This window comes from Paracoccus sp. KR1-242, assembly GCF_049446195.1.
Taxonomy (GTDB): domain Bacteria; phylum Pseudomonadota; class Alphaproteobacteria; order Rhodobacterales; family Rhodobacteraceae; genus Paracoccus; species Paracoccus broussonetiae.
The window spans coordinates 1-22,471 of sequence record NZ_JBMSED010000013.1 but is presented as its reverse complement, the minus strand read 5'-3'; the positions used below and the strand labels follow the sequence as shown (position 1 = coordinate 22,471).

The 22,471-nt window shown below is 65.4% G+C and carries 21 protein-coding genes; 12 read left to right on the top strand and 9 right to left on the bottom strand.

What is annotated here, in order from left to right:
* Nucleotides 1-12: 12 nt before the first annotated feature.
* Nucleotides 13-1,353 (top strand): branched-chain amino acid ABC transporter permease, encoded by a 1,341-nt coding sequence (locus ACO2Q4_RS18770; protein ID WP_423321132.1) that lies wholly within the window; start codon nt 13-15, stop codon nt 1,351-1,353.
* A 90-nt stretch (nt 1,354-1,443) separates the two neighbouring features.
* Here the strand turns inward: ACO2Q4_RS18770 and purN are convergent, their stop codons facing one another.
* From purN to ACO2Q4_RS18745, 5 genes are all read right to left on the bottom strand, one after another.
* Nucleotides 1,444-2,040: a phosphoribosylglycinamide formyltransferase gene (gene purN / locus ACO2Q4_RS18765; RefSeq protein ID WP_311760959.1), complete on the bottom strand. Its 597-nt coding sequence runs from the start codon at nt 2,038-2,040 to the stop codon at nt 1,444-1,446.
* The gene (purM, locus tag ACO2Q4_RS18760) at nt 2,037-3,083 is read right to left on the bottom strand and encodes a phosphoribosylformylglycinamidine cyclo-ligase (RefSeq protein ID WP_395135267.1); all 1,047 of its coding nucleotides are present in this window, start codon (nt 3,081-3,083) and stop codon (nt 2,037-2,039) included. The genes purN and purM overlap by 4 nt, the downstream gene beginning before the upstream one ends.
* 85 nt (nt 3,084-3,168) lie before the next feature.
* The gene (locus tag ACO2Q4_RS18755) at nt 3,169-4,899 is read right to left on the bottom strand and encodes a hypothetical protein (RefSeq protein WP_423321129.1); all 1,731 of its coding nucleotides are present in this window, start codon (nt 4,897-4,899) and stop codon (nt 3,169-3,171) included.
* A complete protein-coding gene (locus ACO2Q4_RS18750) occupies nt 4,896-5,114 on the bottom strand; it encodes a hypothetical protein (protein WP_423321127.1) in 219 nt (72 codons plus the stop codon). Before ACO2Q4_RS18750 ends, ACO2Q4_RS18755 begins: the two co-directional genes overlap by 4 nt.
* Nucleotides 5,105-6,193 (bottom strand): phosphatase PAP2 family protein, encoded by a 1,089-nt coding sequence (locus tag ACO2Q4_RS18745; protein WP_423321305.1) that lies wholly within the window; start codon nt 6,191-6,193, stop codon nt 5,105-5,107. Before ACO2Q4_RS18745 ends, ACO2Q4_RS18750 begins: the two co-directional genes overlap by 10 nt.
* Nucleotides 6,194-6,294: 101 nt before the next feature.
* On the opposite strand from ACO2Q4_RS18745, the gene ACO2Q4_RS18740 reads away from it, so the two are divergent.
* Nucleotides 6,295-7,920, top strand: a complete 1,626-nt coding sequence (locus ACO2Q4_RS18740; RefSeq protein WP_311760963.1) for an SARP family transcriptional regulator — start codon at nt 6,295-6,297, stop codon at nt 7,918-7,920.
* A gap of 5 nt (nt 7,921-7,925) precedes the next feature.
* Here ACO2Q4_RS18740 and ACO2Q4_RS18735 read toward each other — a convergent pair whose 3' ends face one another.
* The 3 genes from ACO2Q4_RS18735 to bhcR form a co-directional block, all read right to left on the bottom strand.
* Nucleotides 7,926-8,627: a pentapeptide repeat-containing protein gene (locus ACO2Q4_RS18735; protein WP_395135272.1), complete on the bottom strand. Its 702-nt coding sequence runs from the start codon at nt 8,625-8,627 to the stop codon at nt 7,926-7,928.
* A gap of 63 nt (nt 8,628-8,690) precedes the next feature.
* The gene (locus tag ACO2Q4_RS18730; protein WP_423321124.1) at nt 8,691-10,334 is read right to left on the bottom strand and encodes a DUF6345 domain-containing protein; all 1,644 of its coding nucleotides are present in this window, start codon (nt 10,332-10,334) and stop codon (nt 8,691-8,693) included.
* 169 nt (nt 10,335-10,503) lie between these two features.
* On the bottom strand, nt 10,504-11,334 hold the full coding sequence (gene bhcR, locus ACO2Q4_RS18725) for an HTH-type transcriptional regulator BhcR (protein ID WP_311760966.1): 831 nt from the start codon (nt 11,332-11,334) through the stop codon (nt 10,504-10,506).
* 183 nt (nt 11,335-11,517) lie between these two features.
* Between bhcR and bhcA the strand changes: the two genes are divergently transcribed.
* From bhcA to ACO2Q4_RS18680, 9 genes are all read left to right on the top strand, one after another.
* Nucleotides 11,518-12,708, top strand: a complete 1,191-nt coding sequence (bhcA, locus tag ACO2Q4_RS18720; RefSeq protein WP_311760967.1) for an L-aspartate--glyoxylate aminotransferase BhcA — start codon at nt 11,518-11,520, stop codon at nt 12,706-12,708.
* Between the two features lies 1 nt (nt 12,709).
* On the top strand, nt 12,710-13,669 hold the full coding sequence (gene bhcB / locus ACO2Q4_RS18715) for a beta-hydroxyaspartate dehydratase BhcB (protein WP_311760968.1): 960 nt from the start codon (nt 12,710-12,712) through the stop codon (nt 13,667-13,669).
* 9 nt (nt 13,670-13,678) lie between these two features.
* A complete protein-coding gene (bhcC, locus tag ACO2Q4_RS18710; RefSeq protein WP_395135276.1) occupies nt 13,679-14,854 on the top strand; it encodes a 3-hydroxy-D-aspartate aldolase BhcC in 1,176 nt (391 codons plus the stop codon).
* Complete coding sequence (gene bhcD, locus ACO2Q4_RS18705; RefSeq protein WP_423321120.1) at nt 14,854-15,816, top strand: iminosuccinate reductase BhcD; 963 nt, start codon at nt 14,854-14,856, stop codon at nt 15,814-15,816. Before bhcC ends, bhcD begins: the two co-directional genes overlap by 1 nt.
* Before the next feature lie 34 nt (nt 15,817-15,850).
* Nucleotides 15,851-17,332, top strand: coding sequence for a nucleobase:cation symporter-2 family protein (locus tag ACO2Q4_RS18700; protein ID WP_311760971.1), 1,482 nt, complete (start codon nt 15,851-15,853; stop codon nt 17,330-17,332).
* An 11-nt stretch (nt 17,333-17,343) separates the two neighbouring features.
* Nucleotides 17,344-18,684, top strand: a complete 1,341-nt coding sequence (locus ACO2Q4_RS18695) for an 8-oxoguanine deaminase (RefSeq protein WP_311760972.1) — start codon at nt 17,344-17,346, stop codon at nt 18,682-18,684.
* A gap of 11 nt (nt 18,685-18,695) precedes the next feature.
* A complete protein-coding gene (gene uraH / locus ACO2Q4_RS18690) occupies nt 18,696-19,046 on the top strand; it encodes a hydroxyisourate hydrolase (protein ID WP_311760973.1) in 351 nt (116 codons plus the stop codon).
* 236 nt (nt 19,047-19,282) lie between these two features.
* Nucleotides 19,283-20,530, top strand: a complete 1,248-nt coding sequence (locus tag ACO2Q4_RS18685) for a urate hydroxylase PuuD (RefSeq protein ID WP_311760974.1) — start codon at nt 19,283-19,285, stop codon at nt 20,528-20,530.
* A gap of 61 nt (nt 20,531-20,591) precedes the next feature.
* Complete coding sequence (locus ACO2Q4_RS18680; RefSeq protein ID WP_423321117.1) at nt 20,592-21,296, top strand: class I SAM-dependent methyltransferase; 705 nt, start codon at nt 20,592-20,594, stop codon at nt 21,294-21,296.
* Between the two features lie 3 nt (nt 21,297-21,299).
* Here ACO2Q4_RS18680 and ACO2Q4_RS18675 read toward each other — a convergent pair whose 3' ends face one another.
* Complete coding sequence (locus ACO2Q4_RS18675) at nt 21,300-22,196, bottom strand: LysR family transcriptional regulator (RefSeq protein WP_423321115.1); 897 nt, start codon at nt 22,194-22,196, stop codon at nt 21,300-21,302.
* Nucleotides 22,197-22,311: 115 nt separating this feature from the next.
* Between ACO2Q4_RS18675 and ACO2Q4_RS18670 the strand changes: the two genes are divergently transcribed.
* A partial coding sequence (locus ACO2Q4_RS18670) for a 2Fe-2S iron-sulfur cluster-binding protein (protein WP_423321303.1) occupies nt 22,312-22,471 on the top strand: 160 nt, incomplete at its 3' end.

Here is a 22,471-nt window from a genome sequence, read left to right as displayed (position 1 = left end):
GAGGGCTGAGACATGTCGAACACTCGTCAGGCCACCGCCTCCAGCCCTTGGCGCGCCCCGCTGATCTTCCTGGTGATTGCCGCGCTTTTCGTGCTTGAGGGCACGACGCGGAACGCGCTGTTTTCCGGCAGCTGGAACTCTGCCCTGGCCATCCTGAACATGGGTCTCATCTCGGCCGTGATGGCGCTTGGGGTGAACATGCAATGGGGTTATGCGGGGCTTTTCAATGCCGGCGTCGTGGGCTTTCTGGCCTTGGGCTCACTGGGTCCGGTGCTGGTCGCGACCCGTCCGGTCGAGGGCGCCTGGTCCGCCGGCGGGCCACGCGTCCTGTTGGCGCTGGTCATCGGGCTGGCCACGCTGATCCTGGCCGCCCAGGTCTGGCAGCGCGCGCCGCAACGATTGCGCGCCATCGCCATGATCGCGATCCTGGTGCTGGGCTTCGTCCTGTACCGCTTCCTGTTCGATCCGGCCGTCATGGCGATCGAGGCGAACAACTCGGCCTCGGCCGGGAACATTGGTGGGCTCGGCTGGCCTGTCCTGCTGTCCTGGCCCGTGGGCGCTGCCTTTGCCGCCGCCGCCGCCTGGGGTGTGGGCAAGGTCGCGCTGGGGCTACGCTCGGACTATCTCGCCATCGCGACACTGGGCATCGGCGAAATCATCGTCGCGGTCCTGCGCAACGAGGAATGGCTGGCGCGCGGGGTCAAGAACATGTCCGGCATCCCGCGCCCGGTGCCGTATGAGCTGGATCTGCAGAATGATCCGGCCTTTGTCGCCAAGGCAGCAAGCTGGGGCATGGACGTGTCGACTGCGTCCGGCATCTGGGTGAAGCTGATGTATGCCGGCATCTTCGCTGTGGTCCTGCTGGGTCTGGTCCTGCTGGCCGAGTTGGCGCTGAAATCGCCCTGGGGTCGGATGATGCGCGCGATCCGCGACAACGAGACCGCGGCAAGCGCCATGGGCAAGAACATCAAGGGACGCCATCTGCAGATCTTCGTCATCGGCTCGGCTGTGATCGGACTTGCCGGAGCGATGATGGTGACGCTGGACGGGTTGCTATCGCCCGGCAGCTTCAACCCGCTGCGCTATACCTTCCTTGTCTGGGTCATGGTCATCGTCGGCGGCTCGGGGAACAACTGGGGCTCGGTGCTGGGCGGCCTGTTGATCTGGTTCCTGTGGATCAAGGCCGAGGTCTGGGGGCCAGAGCTGATGAACCTGGTCACGCTGCCCCTGCCCGACGGCGCCCTTCGCCAGAACCTGCTGGATTCGGCACCGCATATGCGCTTCATCGCCATGGGTCTCGTGCTGCTTCTGGTGCTGCGTTTCGCGCCGCGCGGACTGGTGCCCGAGAAGTAAGGCAAAAAGGGGGCGCTGCCCCCTTGGCCCTGCGGGCCTTACCCCCGGGGTATTTTGGAAACGATGAAGGGGCCGCATGGCCCCTTTTTCCTATGCGGCCGTCAGGCTCAGCATGGTCTGGTCGCCAGAGGCGAAGCGCCGCAGCACCGCAGGGTAGAGGCGGTGTTCCTGTTGCAGGACGCGGGCGGCCAGACTGTCGGCGGTGTCTCCCGGCAGGACCGGAACCCGCGCCTGCCCCAGGATCGGGCCCGCGTCGAGTTCGGGTGTGACCAGGTGGACGCTGGCCCCGGCTTCGGCATCCCCTGCCTCGATCGCGCGGCGATGGGTGTGAAGGCCCGGATATTTCGGAAGCAGTGACGGGTGGATATTCAGCATCCGCCCCTGGAATCGCTGCACGAAATCCGGGGTCAGGATCCGCATGAAGCCGGCAAGACACAGGATGTCGGGCCGCGCGTCGAGCAGGGGCTGAAGCAGCGCCGCCTCGAAGGCCGCGCGGTCGCCCTTGTAGATGCGGTGATCTATGGCAAAGGTCGGAACGCCCAGTTCGGCGGCCCGCGCAAGGCCGCCCGCTTCCGGGTCGTTCGAACCCACCACGACCGCACGCGCCGGATGATCGCCGGTCATCGACTGGACCAGCTTCACCATGTTGGAACCGCCGCCCGAGATCAAAAGGGCGACGCGTTTCACCGCAGGCGGCCGCTGTAGCGCACGCCTTCGCCCGGCGTGACCTTGCCCAGACGATGCACCGTCTCGCCCTCGGCCTTCAGCAACGCCTCGATGTCTTCGGCGCGATCGGCGGCAACCGCAAGGATCATGCCGATGCCGGTATTGAAGGTCTTGAGCATCTCGGCCTCGGCAATGCCGCCCGCCTGTGCCAGCCAGTCGAAAACCGCCGGAAGCGTGAAGCTGTCCAGGTCGATTTCCGCCCCAAGACCTTTGGGCAGGACGCGGGGCAGGTTTTCGGTGATGCCGCCGCCGGTGATATGGGCGGCCGCGTGGACGCCGCCCGCGCGGATCGCGGCCAGCACCGGCTTGACGTAAAGGCGGGTCGGAACCAGCAGCGCCTGCCCAAGTGTCCCCGTCCCGAAGGGCGAGGGCGAATCCCAGTCGAGGCCTGCATGCTCCGCAACCTTGCGCACCAGCGAGAAGCCGTTCGAATGGACGCCGTCCGAAGCAAGGCCCAGTAGCACGTCACCGTCGGTAACGCCCGCGGGCAGCGCCTGGCCCCGCTCCATCGCGCCGACGGCGAATCCCGCAAGGTCGAAATCGCCCTTGCCGTACATGCCGGGCATCTCGGCGGTTTCACCCCCGATCAGCGCAGCACCCGAACGGCGGCAGCCTTCGGCGATACCATTGATGACACGGGTCGCCTCGTCGACCGAAAGCTTGCCGGTCGCGAAATAATCAAGGAAAAACAGCGGCTCGGCACCCTGGCAGACAAGGTCGTTCACGCACATGGCGACCAGGTCGATACCCAGCCCGTCAAGTTCGCCGGTGTCGATGCCGATGCGCAGCTTGGTGCCAACGCCGTCGGTCGCTGCCACCAGGACCGGGTCCTGATAGCCCGCGGCGCGTGGGTCGAAAAGCGCACCAAAGCCGCCCAACCCCTCCATCACGCCCGGGCGGCGGGTCGCGGCTGCGGCGGGCTTGATACGCTCGACCAACGCGTTGCCCGCGTCGATATCCACCCCGGCTTCGGCATAGGACAGGCCATTCTTGCGCTCGGTCATGTGAGGGTCCCTTTCCTTTTCGCCCCGATAGCGCAGCCCGGCCCGGCAGGCAATGACTGCCTGAACCGGGGCCAGATTTTAAGGCTCAGGAATCGCGGCGCTCCCATGGCAGTTGTGGGTCGAGATAGGGAACAGGACGGGCCGAACGCGCGGCCGCGCGGATGGCAGCGATGACCTCGGCCCTTGTGCGCGGGGGATCGGCCATCGCCATGCGATCGGCCAGCCAACGCGTCAGCCGGGGGGCCGCGATGCTGGTGCCGCCCATCTCCTGCATGGCGATCCCGCGATTGCCGGGAACGGTCATTCCTGCCAGCGCGGGCCCCCGGTCCGAGGGCGTGACCGCGTCCCCCGCCTCGCCACCGCCCAAAAGGCTGCCATAGCCAGGATCGCCAAGATCGTCCGCAAAGACGCCGCCGCAGCGGATTTGCCAGCCGCCCCAGGCATAAGAATTCAGCGTGCCGTCCCGGCGGATCATGAACTCCGGCGGATCGGGATCGCGCCCCTTCCACTGCCCCGAGGCATCGCGCGGGCTGTAGCCGCGTTCGATCAGCCGGGACTGGCGCCCGGCGCGCGGAAAGCCGATCAGACGATCGTCGCGCTGGATCACAAGTTCGCAAGGACCAGGCGACGTGGGGAGAAGCTCAATGCGCCACGTTCCGGGCGGAGCGACGACCTTACCCGCCTCTTCGGTGACGGTGGCGGGCGCGATAAGGCTGAGACACTGGCGCAGCTTCTGCCCCCGCTTCATCGCCTGCAGTGTCAGTCGCGCCAGTTCGCGGCCCTGCCCGTCGCGCAGTCGCGCAACCTGAGTTCCGGGCCCCTGTGGCGCGGTGAAGGTGGTCCGTACGATACCGCGCCCCGGCATCGCAACGCCCAATCCTATCGCGGCGGAACCGGCAGGCAACGGTGCGCTCCAGACCTGCAACTCGCTTGGCGTTCGGTCATCGGGCAGAAGCTGCCAGCCAATCTGCTGGCCGGGCGTCAGCACGGCATGCAGTTGCTGCTGGCGGCTGTTCCCGCTGGCAAGGACGAAATGGACCTGCCCCAGTTCGGGCACCGGCCCATCGGACAGCGCGTCCTGCATCCGCTCGATCAGCGAATGCCCGTCGCGCGATCCGGCTGTCAGGCCCAGCGAGATATTGACGACCAGGGGCGGGCGGATCTGCTGGCCAGCCGCATGCGAGATCTGGCGGGTCAGCATCCGGGCACGGCTGATGATGAAGATCACCGCCGCCTGCATCAGCATGGGCATGGCCGCGCCGGTCGTGTCGGCCAGCGCCCAGTCGGGCAGGCCGACCGCCAGCAGCGGACGCGCCCTGCCCTTTGGGTCCAGCGGATCGTGCCCGCCCGCGGTTCCGGCCACCCCCGCGCCGTGGCTGGCCGCGCGCATCAGCCAGCGGGTCGGGCGCGCGGGATCAAGCAGGCACAGCTTGCGATAGATCGCGTCGTCGTCCAGCGGATGCGGTCCACCCGCGCCGCGCAGCACGTCCAGTTCGGCCCCCCGATATTCCTGACCAAAGGGGATGTCCTCGCGCGGCAGGACTTGCGGCGCATCCATGACCCAGGTGCTGGCCGCACGGCTGTAATGTCCCGGACCGACCGTCAGCAGGCGATGGGCAAAGGGGATCGCATGATCGATGACGGCAACAATGACCGCGCTGTCCGGATCCTTGGGCAGCGCTTGGGGCGAAAGAAGGTCGTGCGAGCGGTGCATCTGCGTGCCGCAGGTCCGATCCTGTGGCGTCATGTGTGGCAGCTTCTGCCACAGGTCCCGAAGCAACTCGGGATCGGAAAAGAACGTCTCCTGCGCGATCATGGCGCGAATGCCGACTGGATCAACGCCCGCAGCGCTGTTTCGCGGGGATCGGCGACGGTCCTTGCCTTCAACCCCTCTCTTGCGCGCGGTTCGCTGGCCGGAGGATTCAGCATGTAATCGACGATCGCCGACCCGTCGGGCGAAAGCGCGTCGCTTTCCGCCGACGGGGCAAGATCAAAGGTGGGCGTGGCCCCGCTAGGTACGGTCAGCTCCATCTCAGCCCCCATTCCGCCTCGGCCTCGGCCCAAAGAGCGGCGATCAGGTCCGAGACCGGGGCCACGACTGGAGAACCGATCACCAGGCAAGGATCGCCCTGCAGCACCTCGCAAAGCCGGGCGAGATAGAAGTCTCGGCTGTGGTTCGGGGCGGTCTGTCCCCATCGCTTGCCCTTGAAGTTCATGCTGGGGCAAGGCTCGGACGTGATGCCCGCGCGTCCGGCCAGCCAACGCGCGAGCGTGATCCCCAGGATGGCGCCTGCGGCGCTGTCGCTGGGAAAATGCACCCCGGCCACGGTTCGGTTCGTCGCGATCCTCGCAGCCATGCGGAAAAGCTGGCTGTCAGAATGGATCGGGGCGGCTTTCGCGCTGTCCTGCCTTGTCAGGATCGACAGCAGTGTGGCCAGCGCGAAGGCCTGGGTGGCATGTCCGCTGGGGAAACTGCCATGCAGGGGCGTCGCGATCATCGGCTGGACCTGGTCGCTGAACATCTCGGCCCGGGGCGCCGCAAAGCCCAGCTTGATGCGCTGCACGGCCGAGGTTGCGACATCCATCACCAGCGCCAGCAGCCGCTGCGTCATCGGCGCGCGCGCGCCGCGCAGGGGCAGGATCGACAGGAAAAAGGACACGAGATCCGCAGTCTGCACGGTGATTTCGGGCAAACGCTCGCTGCGCAGATCGGCATAGCCCAGGACCAGCGCCACTTCGGTTTCGAAATTCGCCGCGGTGGGCAGCCCCAGTGTCAGCAGCGTCTTGTCCCCCGACGTTCCGCGTCCCACCAGCTTGATCTTGGCTTCAGCCATGTCCGCCGGGGGTGGCGTGACCGTCAGCGTCTCGAGCATCTCGAACATCAGGATTGCGTGGGCGAATTCCTCCTCGATCCGGCGCAGGCGGCGGATCGGGGCAAGGGGTTCGGGCTGGGGTACGGCTGGCGCAGGCGGTACTGCCAGACCGATCCCCTCGCGCGCGATGATCAGCGCCAGCGACAGGCTTTCGGCGGCAAAGGACGCGTCGCCCCCCGAATGCGCGTTGTGCGCGTTATGTGCATTATGCGCATTGTGTGCGTTATGAGCATTCATCAGTGCCACGGCCCGTCACCCTCCTGTTCAGCAACTATTCGATTCGCTCCGGCTAATTCGGTTAATATGCCTCAGGTCCGATCCATTTTTCGCGAATCGACATGACCACCGTACTGAGTCTCATGGGTTCGGTCCGCCTGCGCGGATCCGCCGGAAAAGATCTGACCCCGCGCAGCCAGAAAGCGCGCGGTGCCCTTGCGCTTCTGGGGACCGCGCCCGACTTGCGGATGAACCGCGCACGGCTGCAGGATCTGTTGTGGAGCGACCGCAACAAGCAGCAGGGTTCGGACAGCCTGCGACAGATGCTGCGGGAATTGCGAAGCACGTTCAGCGACGAGCGCGACATCATGCTGTCGGGCGTCGGCTGGATCGGGCTTGATCCCGAACGGCTGCGCATCGACCTGACACCGGTCTATGACGCGGGTGGAAATCCGATCGAATTCGCGGCGGATATCGACATTCCCGACCCGGAATTCGAATGCTGGCTGCGCGACATGCGTCTGCGCCTGACACCCGAGACGCAGGGTCCGACCGCCCTTGAGCGCGCCCCACCCGAGCCTCCGGGCGGGCGACCCGCAAGCTCGATCCGCCAGGCGCTGATGAATGGCCACGATGTCGCGGCCCCCCGCGAGCAGCCGCTTTATCTGGTGGCGCTGGACCCTGTCGAAAGCAATGACACCCGCGCACACGTGATGGGAGAGATGGTCATCAACGAGGCGGCATCGCGCGCCTGCGAGATGATCCCAGCGACACTTGCGGACGAGGTCGACGACAGCACCCCGCAGGCCGGCACGCGGATCGGCGCAATGTGCTATGGCAGCGGCGCGGACTGCACACTTATGGTGGTGATGCGCGACATCTCGACCGGGGCGCGCGGATGGACCCGCCGCTTTGCCATCCGCGCGGCGGATGAAACTGCGACCATGCGCCATGCCGTGGCCCAGATCACTGTGGCACTTCTGGACCGCGCAAGGCGCACGGCCTCTCCCAACTGGATGACCTTTCCGATCTGGGATGTCTTCAGCTATTCCCGCGACCGGCTGGAGGCCGCAGACAGGGTGCTTGCCTCGCTGCCGCCCGAGCGTGAAAACGCGGTCAGCCTGGCGCTGCGATCCTATCTGCGCAACACGCTGATCATCGAGCGGCTGACCGACGATCCCGCCCGCTGCTCGGACGAGGCCGATGCCTTCGCCTCGCAGGCGCGCGAACTGGCGCCGAACAACCCGGTCGTGCTGGCCGTTGCCTCGCTGTCGGCATCGTGGCGACGCGATGCGATCGGCGCGCTGGAGCTTGCGCGCGCCGCCTGCAGGGCCGATCCCGACAACGAGATGGCCTGCCACGCGCTGTCCCAGGCGCTGACCGATGTCGGCCGCGACGCCGAGGCGCTTGAGGCAGCCGACCGCGGCGCGCGGGGCGCGCTGGCCGAGCTTGGTCCCGCCTGCTGGCTGATGCGCCGTTCGGTGGTGCAGATCCGGCTGGGGCGCTTCGGCGATGCCGAGAACAGCGCCGCCGCCGCCTATGCCTTTGCTGCCGACAACCGGCCCTCGCTGCGCTTTCTTGCCGCCTTGCGCTATCACCGCGGGGACGAGGCCGGCGCAGCCGATGCCCTGCGTCGCCTGCGCCTGATCGAACCGGATTTCAGCCTGGAATTGATGGCCGATCCCGATTATCCGGCTTCGACCCTGCGAATGGCTGGACTGATGGGGATCACCGCGTCCGGGCTTTAGCGCGGTCATCCAGAAACCCTGACATCCAGTTCAAGGTCCGATTTCCCCTCATCCCGACTGATGACAAGCCGCGCCGTCCCGGGGGCGCCAGCGCGGAAATGCAGGACGCGACCATCGGCCACCGCCTCTTCCTCGGGGCCGGTCAGCACGGCGGCGCCATTCGCGCCCATCTGGTCGATATGGACCTTTCGGGCGGGCTGGTTCAGCCGAAGTTCCATCCGATCGCCGCGTCGCATGATCACCGGCGCAATCGCCCCATCCTCGGACAGGACGCGCGGCGGACGGGCGGCACCGGGATAGTGCAGCGGCGGCGCCCCGATCGCCAGCGCGCGCTGGATCGGCTCAAGCCAGGTGCCGCCCATCTGCGCGCCAGTCAGGTCGGCGCCGGTCAGTTGCGCGCCGGTCAGGTCGGCATGGTCCAGCACGCAGTCCCGCAGATCGGCCCCGACCAGAACGGCTAGGCCCAGGCTCGCCCCGCTCATGTTCGCGCCCCGGAATACCGCCTGGCTGGCCTGCGAGGACCAGAGGCTTGCCCCCGAAAGCTGCGCCGTCGACAGGTCGGCCCCGGTCAGGTCGGCATAGCTGAGGTCCGCCCCCACCAGCGTCAGGCCCGACAGGTCCAGCCCGGCCAGATCAGCGCCCGGCATCCTGAGTGTGCCCGAGACGGCGATGCGGCGGACGATCTCGTCACGGCTGTGTTCCGTCATTCTGCTGCCTCCTGTTGGATAGGGTGCCCGGGGGAGTCTGCCTACGCCCCCGGGCCACTGGATTCAGTCTCCCAGGTCTGACTGGATCCAGTAACGCTTTCGAAAGCCGCGCACGCAGGTGATCTCGACCCCCTGCCTTGCAACAAGCCGGGCGGTATTGCTGCGGATCGCATAGCCGATCTCGGTCAGGCCGGGCAGGATGCGTGGCGTCAGCGGTGCCGCCCCGCGCGCGGCCAGATCGCGCAGAAGCAGCGCCGATTGGCGCGCGAGCAGATGGGAGACATCCGGCTTGTCCGAAGAGGAATGGGGATTGGGGTCGCGCGCCGCCGGTCCGGATGCAGACTGAGCATCATGCGCCAGACTCCGCAGGCGCGTTTCGATCCGCATCAGGCTGCCGTCGCTGCGCATCACCACCCGGACCCAGCCGCTATCCGGCGACAGGACGGAAATCCCGTGGAAACATTGGCGAAACTGGACGATCAGATCGTCAACGACCTGGGGCAGCACCTCACGTCGCGCGCCAAGGCCGACGCCTGCGGACATCGAGATCAGGATGCGGTCGAAAGCAAGATCGACCCCGCCCGCCAGCACGCCATGCTGGCGCAGCGCGGCCCGCGCCCGCGCGATCAATGCGCGGCGATGCAATGACACCACGCCCCGGGTGCCACGCGCGGGCGCCGCGTATTCCAGAAGCAGATCGCCGCGCGCATCGCGCAGGAAGCGCAGCCCGTCATGGGTCAGCCGAACGCCCTCGACCCGGTCCAGCGGAACGGTGCCGGGTTCGATCCCGACATGTCGCAGCACTGTCCTGGCCATCGCAAGGTCGTCCTGCGGATGAAGCAGCCGCAAGCAGCGGGGGACGCCGGGGACCGCGGTCACGGCGCCATGATGCTGCTCGGCCAGGGACTGGGTCCAACGCCAGGCCCACCATGTGGCCGCTCCCCTCTCGGGGGAAAAGCGGCGCTCGTCGAACAGTCGGGAGACCGCCCCCTCAGCCGTTTCGGCCATGGCACAGACCGAGGCGATCTGGTCGGTCGAAACCTCGGCACTTGCATCCAGCCAGGATTGCGAAAGGCTTTTTCCCATCTCCCAGTGCCGCCAGAACTCTGCTCCCTGCCGGTCACTATCCCAGCAGACGGAATCGAACCCGAACATCATGCGCAGCCCGGCATTCGCCCCCGCCCAAGCGCGGGTCGGGGCATGGCCGTCACGCAGCCGCAGGGATTCACTGGCCGACCAGAACAGATAGCGCAGGCGATCCGCGCCAAGTTGCATGTCCTGCGATCCGATGCTGGAGTCGGTACCGTTCCACATCGCGCCCATCGGCAAGCGGAACTGACCGTCATCGTCCGTGCCCCCGTGACCCGAATGATAGAAGACCCGGACCCCGTCCATGCACAGCGGCACCGCCGCCTGAGGATCGGGTCCGCGATAGATCCAGGATTTCACCGCGTCATCACGCCGCCAGAATTCCGGCGTGGAGAAACGGTCGACACCATCCAGAAAGCCGCCCGCATCGCGATGCGCGGCATGAAGCGAACCTGCCGCGCGATAGGTTTCGGCAGAACAGGCCCCATAAATGCAGCTGGATAAACCCCCTTCATCCTCGGCCGGATCCTGTGACGTCTGCCTGAACACCATGGATGGCGAAGGCAGATCGTTCTGCCCTACGGGTGTCACGGCCAGATCGCGGCTGGGGCTTTGCATCTACGGCTCCTGTCACTTTCCCTCATGACCGTCATGCGGTCGCCATGAGGCTAGGACGGACGCCGTGAAAGCCCCGTGAATCACCGAATCGAGGCGTTCCGGGACAGGGCACAACACCCCTTGCCGATGATAAATCAACGGCTTGCCGTTACCCCGGCATCATCGCCTCCTATGGGGTCGATTCGTCGCCCTGACCCGGCCCCATGCCGAAGGAAAGTTCGCGTCCCGCGCGGATCACGGCACGGGCAATTTCCTCCAGACGGTCATCGCTCATCCGGTGCAGTGGCCCCGAAACCGAGATCCCGGCCGCTGCCTCTCCCGACAGGTCGAAGATCGGGGCGGCGATGCAGCGCATGCCGGGCGTGCGCTCTTCGTTGTCCAACGAATAGCCCCGGTCGCGGATGCGCAGCAGGTCCGCGACCAGCACATCGGCCTCGCACAGGGTGGTCGAGGTGAACCGCTCCAGCTTCAGTCCCTGGATCATGCGCCGCAACTCGTTCGGGCGGGCATGGGCCAGAAGCGCCTTACCGATCCCCGAGGCATGCAGCGCCGAGCGAGTCCCCGGCGGGAAAAAGGCACGGATCGTCTCATGCGTCTCGGCCTGGCTAAGAAACAGAACGGCGTCACCATTCAGGATGCCAAGGTTTGCCGTCTCGCCCGTAACCTCCATCAATCGCCGCAGCACAGGGCGCGCGCGTTCGACCAGGCCAGAACGGCGCATAAATGCCGAACCGTGACGGAAGGCCGTCGGCCCGACATGCCAGGCTTGGGTTTGCGGATCGCTTTCGACAACGCCGCGCCCGGCCAGCGTCACCAGCACCCGATGGACAGTCGAAGGGGCAAGATCCAGCCGCTGCGCAATCTCGCTGAGCGTCAGCCCGTTCGCCTGCGCAATCGCATCCAGAATGTCGAGCGCCCGGTCCAGCGCCCGGACGCCGCCGCTGTCATCCGATCCGCTGCGCCCTCGCGGACGCCCCCTTTTCCGTGGTTCGGCCGACATTCAAAGAATCCTTTCGACTGATACGCGGATTCGTAAAAAATACAAATCCATTCATGAAAAAGCCCAAACGTCTGATCCAGAACAGGAATAACGTATTTTTCCGCGATTGCGAAATATTTTTCAGAAAAATTGCCGGAATGGACAGCCGGGCATAGGCTGGTCACAAGTGCAGGAGGAAGCACCATGACCAGTCAAAACCCGATCTTCATCCCCGGTCCCACCAATATCCCCGAGGAATTGCGCAAGGCCGTAGACATGCCCACCATCGACCACCGCTCGCCGGTGTTCGGTCGGATGCTGCATCCCGCCCTGGAGGGCGTGAAGAAGGTGCTGAAGACCACGCAGGCCCAGGTCTTCCTGTTCCCTTCGACGGGAACGGGCGGTTGGGAAACCGCGATCACCAATACGCTGTCGCCGGGCGACAAGGTTCTGGCCGCGCGCAACGGCATGTTCAGCCATCGCTGGATCGACATGTGCCAGCGCCACCGCCTGGACGTCACCAAGGTCGAGACGCCCTGGGGCGAAGGCATTCCCGCCGCGCGGTTCGAGGAAATCCTGACCGCCGACAAGGGCCACGAGATCAAGGTCGTCCTGGCCACGCATAACGAGACCGCGACCGGTGTGAAATCCGACATCGCCGCCGTCCGCCGCGCACTGGATGCCGCCCGCCACCCGGCGCTGCTGTTCGTCGACGGCGTCAGCTCCATCGGCTCGATGGACTTCCGCATGGACGAATGGGGCGTCGACATCGCCGTCACCGGCAGCCAGAAGGGCTTCATGCTGCCGCCGGGCCTTGCCATCGTCGGCTTCTCGCCCAAGGCGATGGAAGCGGTCGAAACGGCGCTGCTGCCGCGCACCTTCTTCGACATCCGCGACATGGCAACCGGTTATGCCCGCAACGGCTATCCCTATACCCCGCCGGTCGGCCTGATCAACGGGCTGAACGCCGCCTGCGAACGCATCCTGACCGAGGGGCTGGAGAACGTCTTCGCCCGTCACCACCGCATCGCCGGAGGCGTTCGCGCCGCGGTCGAAGCCTGGGGCCTGAAGCTTTGCGCCGCCCGCCCCGAGCTTTACTCGGACAGCGTCAGCGCCATCCGCGTACCGGAAGGCTTCGACGCGAACCTGATCGTCAGCCATGCGCTGGACACCTATGACATGGCCTTTGGCACCGGCCTTGGCGAAGTCGCGGGCAAGGTCTTCCGCATCGGCCACCTGGGCAGCCTGACCGACGCGATGGCGCTGTCGGGGCTTGCGGTCGCCGAAATGGTCATGGCCGATCTGGGCCTGCCGATCACCCTTGGCTCGGGCGTCGCCGCCGCGCAGCAGCATTACCGCGCCTCGACCGCGACCGCTCTCAAGAAAGCTGCCTGAGATGCTTGATACGGATTACATTCCGACCCTTTCGGACATGGTGGAGGCGCGCGAACGCATCGCGCCCCACATTCACCGCACGCCGGTCCTGACCTCCAGCTTCATCAACGAGCTGGTCGGCGCGGAGCTGTTCTTCAAATGCGAGAACCTGCAGAAGGCGGGCGCGTTCAAGGCGCGCGGTGCCAGCAACGCGGTCTTCGGGCTTTCGGATGCGCAGGCTGCCAAGGGCGTCGCCACCCATTCCAGCGGCAATCACGGCACGTGCCTTTCCTATGCCGCCGGTCGCCGGGGCATTCCCTGCACCGTCGTCATGCCGCGGACCGCGCCCCAGGCCAAGAAGGACGCCGTGCGTGGCTATGGCGGACGTGTGGTGGAATGCGAACCCTCGACCAGCTCGCGCGAGGCGGTCTTTGCCGAGGTCGTCGCCGAAACCGGGGCCGAGTTCGTCCACCCCTATAACGACTGGCGCGTCATCGCGGGTCAGGCCACCTGCTCGGCCGAACTGATCGAGCAGGTCCAAGGACTGAATGCCGTGGTCGCGCCCATCGGCGGCGGCGGCATGGTGTCGGGCACCTGCCTGACGCTTTCGAACCTTGCGCCCTCGGTCAAGGTCTTCGCCGCCGAGCCGCTGAACGCAGACGACGCCGCGCGCAGCTTCCGCGCCGGCCACATCATCGCCGATGACGCCCCCGAAACCGTCGCCGACGGGTTGAAGGTGCCGCTGAAGGAACTGACCTGGCATTTCGTCAGGAACCACGTCACCGACATCCTGACCGCGACCGAGGACGAGATCGTGGACGCGATGAAGCTGATCTGGAAGCGCATGAAGATCGTGATGGAGCCGTCCAGCGCCGTGCCGCTGGCCACCATCATCAAGAACCGCGACATTTTCGCCGGCCAGCGTGTCGGCATCATCATCACCGGCGGCAATGTCGATCTCGACAAGCTGCCCTGGAACTGAGGACCCGTCATGAACGCCCCGAGAACGATCGCTTCGGATTTTGCTGGCTTCGACGTCGGCTATGACATCCCCGCCCTGCCCGGCATGGACGAGGCGGACATCCAGACGCCCTGCCTGGTGCTCGACCTTGACGCACTGGAGCGCAACATCAAGAAGATGGGCGACTATGCCAAGGCCCACGGCATGCGCCACCGCAGCCACGGCAAGATGCACAAATCCGTGGATGTGCAGAAGCTGCAACAGGAGCTGGGCGGCGCCGTCGGCGTCTGCTGCCAGAAAGTGTCCGAGGCCGAGGTCTTTGCCCGCGGCGGGATCAAGGACATTCTCGTGTCGAACCAGGTGCGCGACGCCGCCAAGATCGACCGACTGGCACGGCTGCCGAAATTCGGCGCGCGCATCATCGTCTGCGTCGACGATCTGGCGAATGTCGCCGACCTGTCGGCCGCAGCCGTGCGCCACGGCACCCAGCTTGAGGTCTTCATCGAGATCGACTGTGGCGCTGGCCGCTGCGGCGTGACCACTGCCGATGCCGTGGTCGAGATCGCCAAGGCCGTCGATGCCGCGCCGGGCCTGAAATTTACCGGCATCCAGGCCTATCAGGGCGCGATGCAGCACATGGACAGCTTCGTTGACCGCAAGACCAAGCTCGACGCCGCCATCGCGCAGGTGAAAGAAGCCGTGGCAGCGTTGGAGGAAGCGGGTCTTTCGCCCGAGCTGGTTTCGGGCGGCGGCACCGGCAGCTATTACTTCGAGTCGAATTCCGGCGTGTATAACGAACTGCAATGCGGTTCCTATGCCTTCATGGATGCCGACTATGGCCGCATCAAGGACGAAGGCGGGCATCGCATCGACAAGGGCGAGTGGGAAAACGCGCTGTTCATCCTGACCTCGGTCATGAGCCATGCGAAAGCCGACAAGGCGATCTGCGACGCGGGACTGAAAGCGCAGTCGGTCGATAGCGGCCTGCCCTTCGTCTATGGCCGCGACGATGTCGAATACGTCAAATGCTCGGACGAGCACGGCGTCATCTCGGATCCCAAGGGCGTGCTGAAGGTGAACGAGAAGCTGCGCCTGGTTCCGGGCCATTGCGACCCGACCTGCAACGTCCATGACTGGTATGTCGGCGTGCGGAACGGCAAGGTCGAAAGCGTCTGGCCGGTTTCGGCCCGCGGGAAGGGCTATTGATGCTCGTCGTCGCTGAAAAGGAAATCGGGGGTCTGATGACCCCCGAGGCCGCCTTCGACGCCATCGAGCAGGTCTTCGCCGCGATGGCCTCGGACAAGGCCTACAACTTTCCCGTGGTCCGCGAAGCGATCGGGCACGAGGATGCGCTTTACGGTTTCAAGGGCGGTTTTGACGGCGCGGCGCTGACGCTGGGCCTGAAGGCCGGTGGCTATTGGCCGAACAACCAGAAGCATGGGCTGATCAACCACCAGTCGACGATCTTCCTGTTCGACGCCGATACCGGTCGCGTCGCCGCGGCTGTCGGGGGCAACCTGCTGACCGCATTGCGGACCGCGGCAGCCTCGGCCGTTTCGATCAAGCATCTCGCGCCGAAGGGCGCGAAGGTGCTGGGCATGATCGGAGCGGGTCATCAATCGGCATTTCAGATGCGCGCCGCGGCTCGCATCCACCGCTTTGACAAGGTGATCGGCTGGAACCCCCATCCCGAGATGCTGTCGCGCCTGGCCGATACCGCGGCCGAGCTGGACCTGCCTTTCGAGGCCGTCGACCTGCCCCGCCTTGGGGCCGAGGCCGATGTCATCATCTCGATCACCTCGGCATTTTCGCCGATGCTGCTTGACGCCCACGTCACCGGCCCGACCCATATCGCGGCAATGGGCACCGACACCAAGGGCAAGCAGGAACTTGACCCGGCGCTGGTTGCCCGCGCCCGGCTTTTCACCGACGAGATCGCGCAATCGGTCAGCATCGGAGAATTCCAGCACGCCATCGCCGCGGGGCTGATCGCAGAGGAGGCGATCACCCAGATCGGTGCGGTGGTGAATGGAACCCATCCCGGACGCGATGGTGCCGAAGTCACCATCTTCGACGGAACGGGCGTCGGCCTGCAGGACCTCGCGGTCGCTGCCAAGGTCGTCGAACTGGCAGAAAGAAAAGGCCTCGCTCAGAAGGTCGAGATCTGACCGGGCCCAATCAACAGGACTAAGGGAGGAAAACATGACGCAAGAAACCAACGACCGGGTCATAGACCCGGTCGAGGAAATCCTGCCGGCACCCCGGCTCTTTACACTCGGCTTCCAGCATGTGCTGGTCATGTATGCCGGGGCCATCGCCGTTCCATTGATCGTGGGCCGCGCCCTGCAGCTTTCGCCGCAGGACGTGGCCTTTCTGATTTCGGCCGACCTGTTCGTCTGCGGTCTGGTCTCGATCATCCAGTCGCTGGGTGCGACCCAGTGGTTTGGCATCCGCCTGCCGGTGATGATGGGCGTGACCTTCGCAGCCGTCGGCCCGATGGTGTCGATCGCCAGCTCCAACCCCGGCATGGAGGGGGCGCGGATGCTGTTCGGCTCGATCATCGCGGCAGGCATCATCTCGATCTTCCTGGCCCCCTTCGTGGGCCGGCTGCTGCGCTTCTTTCCAAGCGTGGTGACGGGGACCGTCATTCTTGCCATCGGCGTCAGCCTGATGCCCATCGGGATCAACTGGATCTTCGGCCTGCCGGTCGGTCCGACCGCGCCCAAGATCGTCGATCCTGCACAACAGGACTGGCTGAACGCCGCGATCGCAACCGGAGGCGTCCCCGAAGGCGTGAAGCTGCTGCCGACCGTGCCGAACCCGGCCTATGCCTCGGCCGAGAACATCATCATCGGCCTTGTCGTTCTGGGCGCGATCCTGCTGCTGTCGCGCTTTGGCCGCGGCTTCGTGTCGAACATCGCGGTGCTTCTTGGCATCATCGGCGGCGGCATCCTGGCCGCGGTCATGGGCATGATGCACTTCGCGCCGGTGGCCGAGGCCGCCTGGTTCGCACCGATCCGGCCGTTCCATTTCGGCATGCCGATCTTTGACCCCGTGATGATTGCGACCATGCTGCTTGTCATGTTCGTGACCATGGTGGAATCGACCGGCATGTTCCTGGCCCTGGGAGAGATCTGCGGCCGCAAGGTGACGCCGAAAAGCCTGTCCGCCGGCCTGCGGGTCGATGGTCTGGGCACCGCGCTTGGCGGTCTGTTCAACACCTTCCCCTATACCTCGTTCAGCCAGAACGTCGGGCTTGTCGGCGTGACCGGCATCCGCTCGCGCTTTGTCTGCGTGGCGGGCGGGGTCATCATGATCGTGCTGGGCCTGATCCCCAAGATGGGCGCGCTGGTGGAATCCCTGCCGACGACCGTCCTGGGCGGCGCTGGCCTGGTGATGTTCGGCATGGTCGCCGCGACCGGCATCCGCATCCTTGCCAATGTCGATTTCGCGGGCAATCGCCACAATCTGTTCGTGGTCGCGATCTCGCTTGGCATGGCGATGATCCCGATGGTCGCGCCCGATTTCAACCAGTGGATGCCGCGGTCGCTGAACCCGCTGATCCATTCCGGCATCCTGCTGGCAACTCTTTCGGCGGTGGCGCTGAACTGGTACTTCAATGGCGCACCCAATGCGACCGAAGAAGAACTGTGCGCCGCCGGCCGAGCTGCCGAAGCCCACTGAAAGGAACTCACATGACCCGAACCCTGATCCGCAAGGCCGAGGTGGTCGTCACAATGGACGGAACCCGGCGCGAGATCGCGGGCGGAGACGTTCTGATCGATGGCGGGGTTATCCTCGCCATCGGCACGAACCTACCCTCGGAAGGCGCCGAGATCGTCGAAGCCAAAGGCTGCGTCGTCACTCCGGGCCTGATCAATACCCACCACCACCTGTTCCAGACCCTGACCCGCGCCGTGCCTGCCGCACAGGACGCGGCGCTGTTCGGCTGGCTCAGGACGCTTTATCCGATCTGGGCGCGCATGACGCCCGGTGACATCCGCCTGTCGGCCAAGGTGGGCCTGGCCGAGCTGGCGCTTTCGGGCTGCACCTGCTCGTCCGATCACCTGTATCTTTTCCCGAACGGCGCGCGCCTTGACGACAGCATCGAGGCCGCAACCGAAATCGGCATCCGTTTCCACGCCACGCGCGGCGCCATGTCCATCGGCGAAAGCAAGGGCGGCCTGCCCCCGGATTCCCTGGTCGAGGACGAGGCCGCGATCCTGAAGGACAGCGAACGTCTGGTCGCGGCCTTCCACGACCCGAACCCCGGCGCGATGGTGCAGGTGGGGCTGGCCCCCTGCTCGCCCTTCTCGGTCAGCCGCGAGCTGATGCGCGATGCGGCGATCCTTGCCCGCGAAAAGGGCGTGCGCCTGCACACCCACCTGGCCGAGAATGACGAGGACATCGCCTATTCGCTGGAGAACTTCGGGATGTTGCCCGGAGATTACGCCGAAAGCCTTGGCTGGACCGGCGACGATGTCTGGCACGCTCATTGCGTGAAGTTGTCGGACAAGGAAATCGACCTGTTCGCGCGCACCGGCACGGGCGTCGCGCATTGCCCCTGTTCGAACGCGCGGCTGGCCTCGGGGATCGCGCCGGTCCGGCAGATGCGGGACGCGGGCGTCCCGGTCGGCCTTGGTGTCGACGGCTCGGCCTCGAACGACTGCTCGCATCTGGGTCTTGAGGCGCGTCAGGCCATGCTGATGGCGCGGCTGAAGAATGGCCCGGCCGCCCTTGGCGCGCGCGAGGCACTGGAAATCGCCACGCTTGGCGGTGCACGCGTCCTGGGTCGCAGCGATCTTGGCAGCCTGCAACCCGGCAAGCGCGCCGACCTTGTCCTTTGGGACGTGACCGAGCTTGCGGCGGCGGGCCAATGGGATCCGGTCGCTGCACTGGTCTTCTGCGCGCCGATGCGAGCGAAGGGGGTCTATGTCGAAGGCCGTGCGGTCGTCCGCGACCACCAGTTGCTGACCGCCGACACCCGCAAGCTGAACGAACAGGCCCGCACGGCCACCATCCGCCTCGCCAACTGAAAGGACCCCCGATGGCCGGCTTTCTGACCACCCATGTTCTCGACACCGCCAATGGCGCACCTGCGCAAGGCATGCGGATCGAACTGTTCCGCCTTGATTCCGGCCGCCGCCTGATCAAGGAAACCGTCACCAACCATGACGGGCGCACCGACAGCCAGATCCTGCCGGAAAGCGAATTCGAGACGGGGGAGTACGAGCTTGTGTTCCACGTCGGCGATTGGCTGGACGCACAGGGCCACAAGGCCGCGCAGCCGCGCTTCCTTGACGTGATCCCATTGCGCTTCGGCATGTCAGAACAGGACCATTACCACGTCCCGCTGCTGATCTCGCCCTATGGCTATTCGACCTATCGCGGCAGCTGACAGTCGGGGCAGCCCATGTCCCGACGCGGGAACAGGCGGGTAATCCGATGCCCATTATTGCCGTGCAGCCACGGAATGGGCCTGAAAAGGGGGCGAGTGCCCCCTTTTTTTCATTTCAACCGCAGGAATGGCGATAGGATTTTCAACGCAGCCTTAAGACAGCCACGGCACTCGTGCCGATTTTCTGCAAGCCCCGGATTGGGATAGGGTCCGGCTCAGCAAGACAGGAGCACTGCATGTCCGATTTCGCCGTGATCTGGGACTGGCTGGCCTTCGCAATCCGCTGGACGCATGTCGTCACCGCGATCGCCTGGATCGGTTCGTCCTTTTACTTCGTCGCCCTCGACCTGGGCCTTCAGAAAGTCCCCGGCCTGCCGAAAGGCGCGCATGGCGAGGAATGGCAGGTCCATGGCGGTGGTTTCTACCACATCCAGAAATACCTGGTCGCACCCGAACGGATGCCCGACCACCTGACCTGGTTCAAATGGGAAAGCTACGCGACCTGGCTGTCGGGCGCTGCGCTGCTGATGGTGACCTATTGGGTCGGGTCCGAGCTGTTCCTGATCGATCCCGCCAAGATGGAGCTGGCCCCCTGGCAGGCGATCCTGATTTCAGCCGCGTCGCTCTCGATCGGCTGGCTGGTCTATGACACGCTCTGCAAATCCAAGCTGGGCGACACGCCCACGCTGCTGATGCTGCTGCTGTTCGGGATGCTGCTGGTCATGGGCTGGGGCTACAACCAGATCTTCACCGGCCGCGCGACCATGCTGCATCTGGGCGCATTTACCGCGACGATCATGACGGCGAACGTTTTCCTGATCATCATGCCGAACCAGCGCATCGTGGTGGCGGACCTGAAGGCCGGGCGCCCCGCCGATCCGAAATACGGCAAGATCGCCAAGCTGCGCTCGACGCACAACAACTACCTGACGCTTCCGGTTGTCTTCCTGATGCTGTCGAACCACTATCCGCTGGCTTTCGCATCGCATTACAACTGGCTGATCGCGGGGCTGATCTTCCTGATGGGCGTGACGATCCGGCACTTCTTCAACACCATGCACGCACGCAAGGGCATGCTGTGGTGGACCTGGGCCGTGACCGCGATCCTGTTCATCCTGGTGATGTGGCTGTCGACCGCGCCTATGTTCCGCCAGACGCTCGAGGAAGCCGAGGCGCGCGTCCTGACCCCGACCCAGCAGGCCATGGTCGACGCGCCCGGCTGGGACGACGCCTATGGCGCGGTCATGGGCCGCTGCTCGATGTGCCATTCAAGGGAGCCCTCGTATGAGGGCATCCACACCGCCCCCCGGGGTGTCCTGCTGGAAACTCCGGACGACATCACCCGCGCCGCGCGCCAGATCTATGTCCAGGCAGGCCTGACCGACGCCATGCCCCCCGCCAACGTCAGTTTCATGGAACCTGCCGAGCGGAAGGCCATCGTTGAATGGTATCGCGGCCTGCCTAAGGCTCTTGCCGCGAAGTGAACGGATTTGCCCGGCGTTGCAACTTGCGCTAAGGCAACCTCTCGTTTCAGCAGGGGTTGGCATGGATAGCGGCAATGGATGGGACGCCTCGGCCGAGGCATGGATCGCCGATATGGGCGAGACCGGCGATTTCTCGCGCCTGCATGTGCTTGACGCCCCGATGCTGGACCGCATCCGGGGCCGCGGCTTTCGGAACGCCCTGGACGTCGGTTGCGGCGAGGGTCGTTTCTGCCGCCTGATGTCACCGCTGGGTATTGCCGCAACCGGCATCGACCCTACTGCCCGCCTGATCCAGACCGCCCGCGAACGCGACCCCCAGGGCGAGTATATCGAGGCCCGCGCCGAGGCCCTGCCCCTTGCGCCCGAAAGCTTCGATCTGGTCGTCAGCTACCTGACCCTGATCGACATCGACGACATCGACGCCGCCATCGCCGAGATGGCGCGCGTCCTGCGGCCAGGTGGAACGTTGCTTATCGCCAACCTGAACTCGTTCAGCACCGCCGGAAAATGGCAGGGCGAAGGCGACAGCAGTCGCGGCTTCCTGATCGACAACTATCTTGAACCGCGCGCCGAATGGGTCAGCTGGCGCGGCATCCTGATCCGCAACTGGCATCGCCCGTTCCACGCCTATATGCGCCCGCTTCTGGCCCAGGGGCTGCGGCTTGCGCATTTCGACGAACCCCACGCCACCGGGGGCGAGGCCAAGCGCCGCGCCCGATATGACCGCGCGCCCTACCTTCACCTGATGGAATGGGTAAAGTCCTGACGATCAGGAGAAATGCCGCTTGGTCTCGCGCGCGATGAAATCGGCGAACAGGCGCACCTTCGGATCCTGAAGCCGCCGATGCGGGGTCAGGACGCCAAACTGCGCTGGCAACGGCGGCGCTTCGGGCAGGATCAGCTTCAGCCGCCCCGCCTCAAGATGCTCTGCCACCTCGTAATGCGGGCGGTTGGCGATGCCGCAGCCTTCCAGCGCCCAGTCGGTCAGCACGTCGCCGTCATCGGCGTCGAAATGCCCGTTCACCAGCAGTTTCTGCGGGCCCTCCGCCGTCTTCAGCACCCAGTAATATTCCGGGCTGCGCGGATAGCGCAGCAGCAGGCAGTTGTGCTTGACAAGATCATCGGGCTTTTCCGGCATCCCGTGTTTTTCCAGATAGGCCGGCGTTGCCACCAGCACCCGGCGGCATTCCGCGATCCGCCGCCACTTCAGCGCAGAGTCCTGCGGCTCGCCCAGGAAGAAAGCCAGGTCGATTCCGTCCGCGATGATGTCGACATTGCGGTCGGACAGACGCAGCCGGATCTCGACCCCCGGATATTCCTCGCAGAATTTCGGCACGAGGGGTGAGATCAGCCTGCGCCCCAACCCCAGTGGCGCCGTGACGCGCAATGCGCCATGCGGCATTCCCGAAAACCCGGATACGACCGCCTCGGCCTCGTCCAGAGTCTCGATCACGCGTCGCGCGCTTTCATAGAAGGCACGGCCAACCTCGGTCGGGACCAGCTTGCGCGTGGTGCGGTTCAGCAGCCGGACCCCGAAACGCGTCTCCAGGTCCTTGATACGGTTCGAGGCGACTGCCGGGGACATGCGCATGTCGCGTCCACCGGCCGTGATCGAACCAAGTTCGACAACTCTGACAAACACCCGAAGACTTTCAAGATATGGCACGGTTGGCCCCAGCCTCTTTCAAAGAACGGCTGAAAGTCTTATGCTCAATCGATCGTTTCGCAAAGGTCAAATCGGCACTACGCTTGGTCTCAACAGCGACCCGAGCGAGGACTTGATGGGCAGCGACCTTCGTTTTTTACTCAACGGGACCGAGATCAGCCTGAGCGCGGCGGGATCTCGGGATACGTTACTTGACTATCTTCGCCTGAGCCGCCGGCTGACGGGGACGAAGGAGGGTTGTGCCGAGGGTGATTGCGGCGCCTGCACGGTTCTGG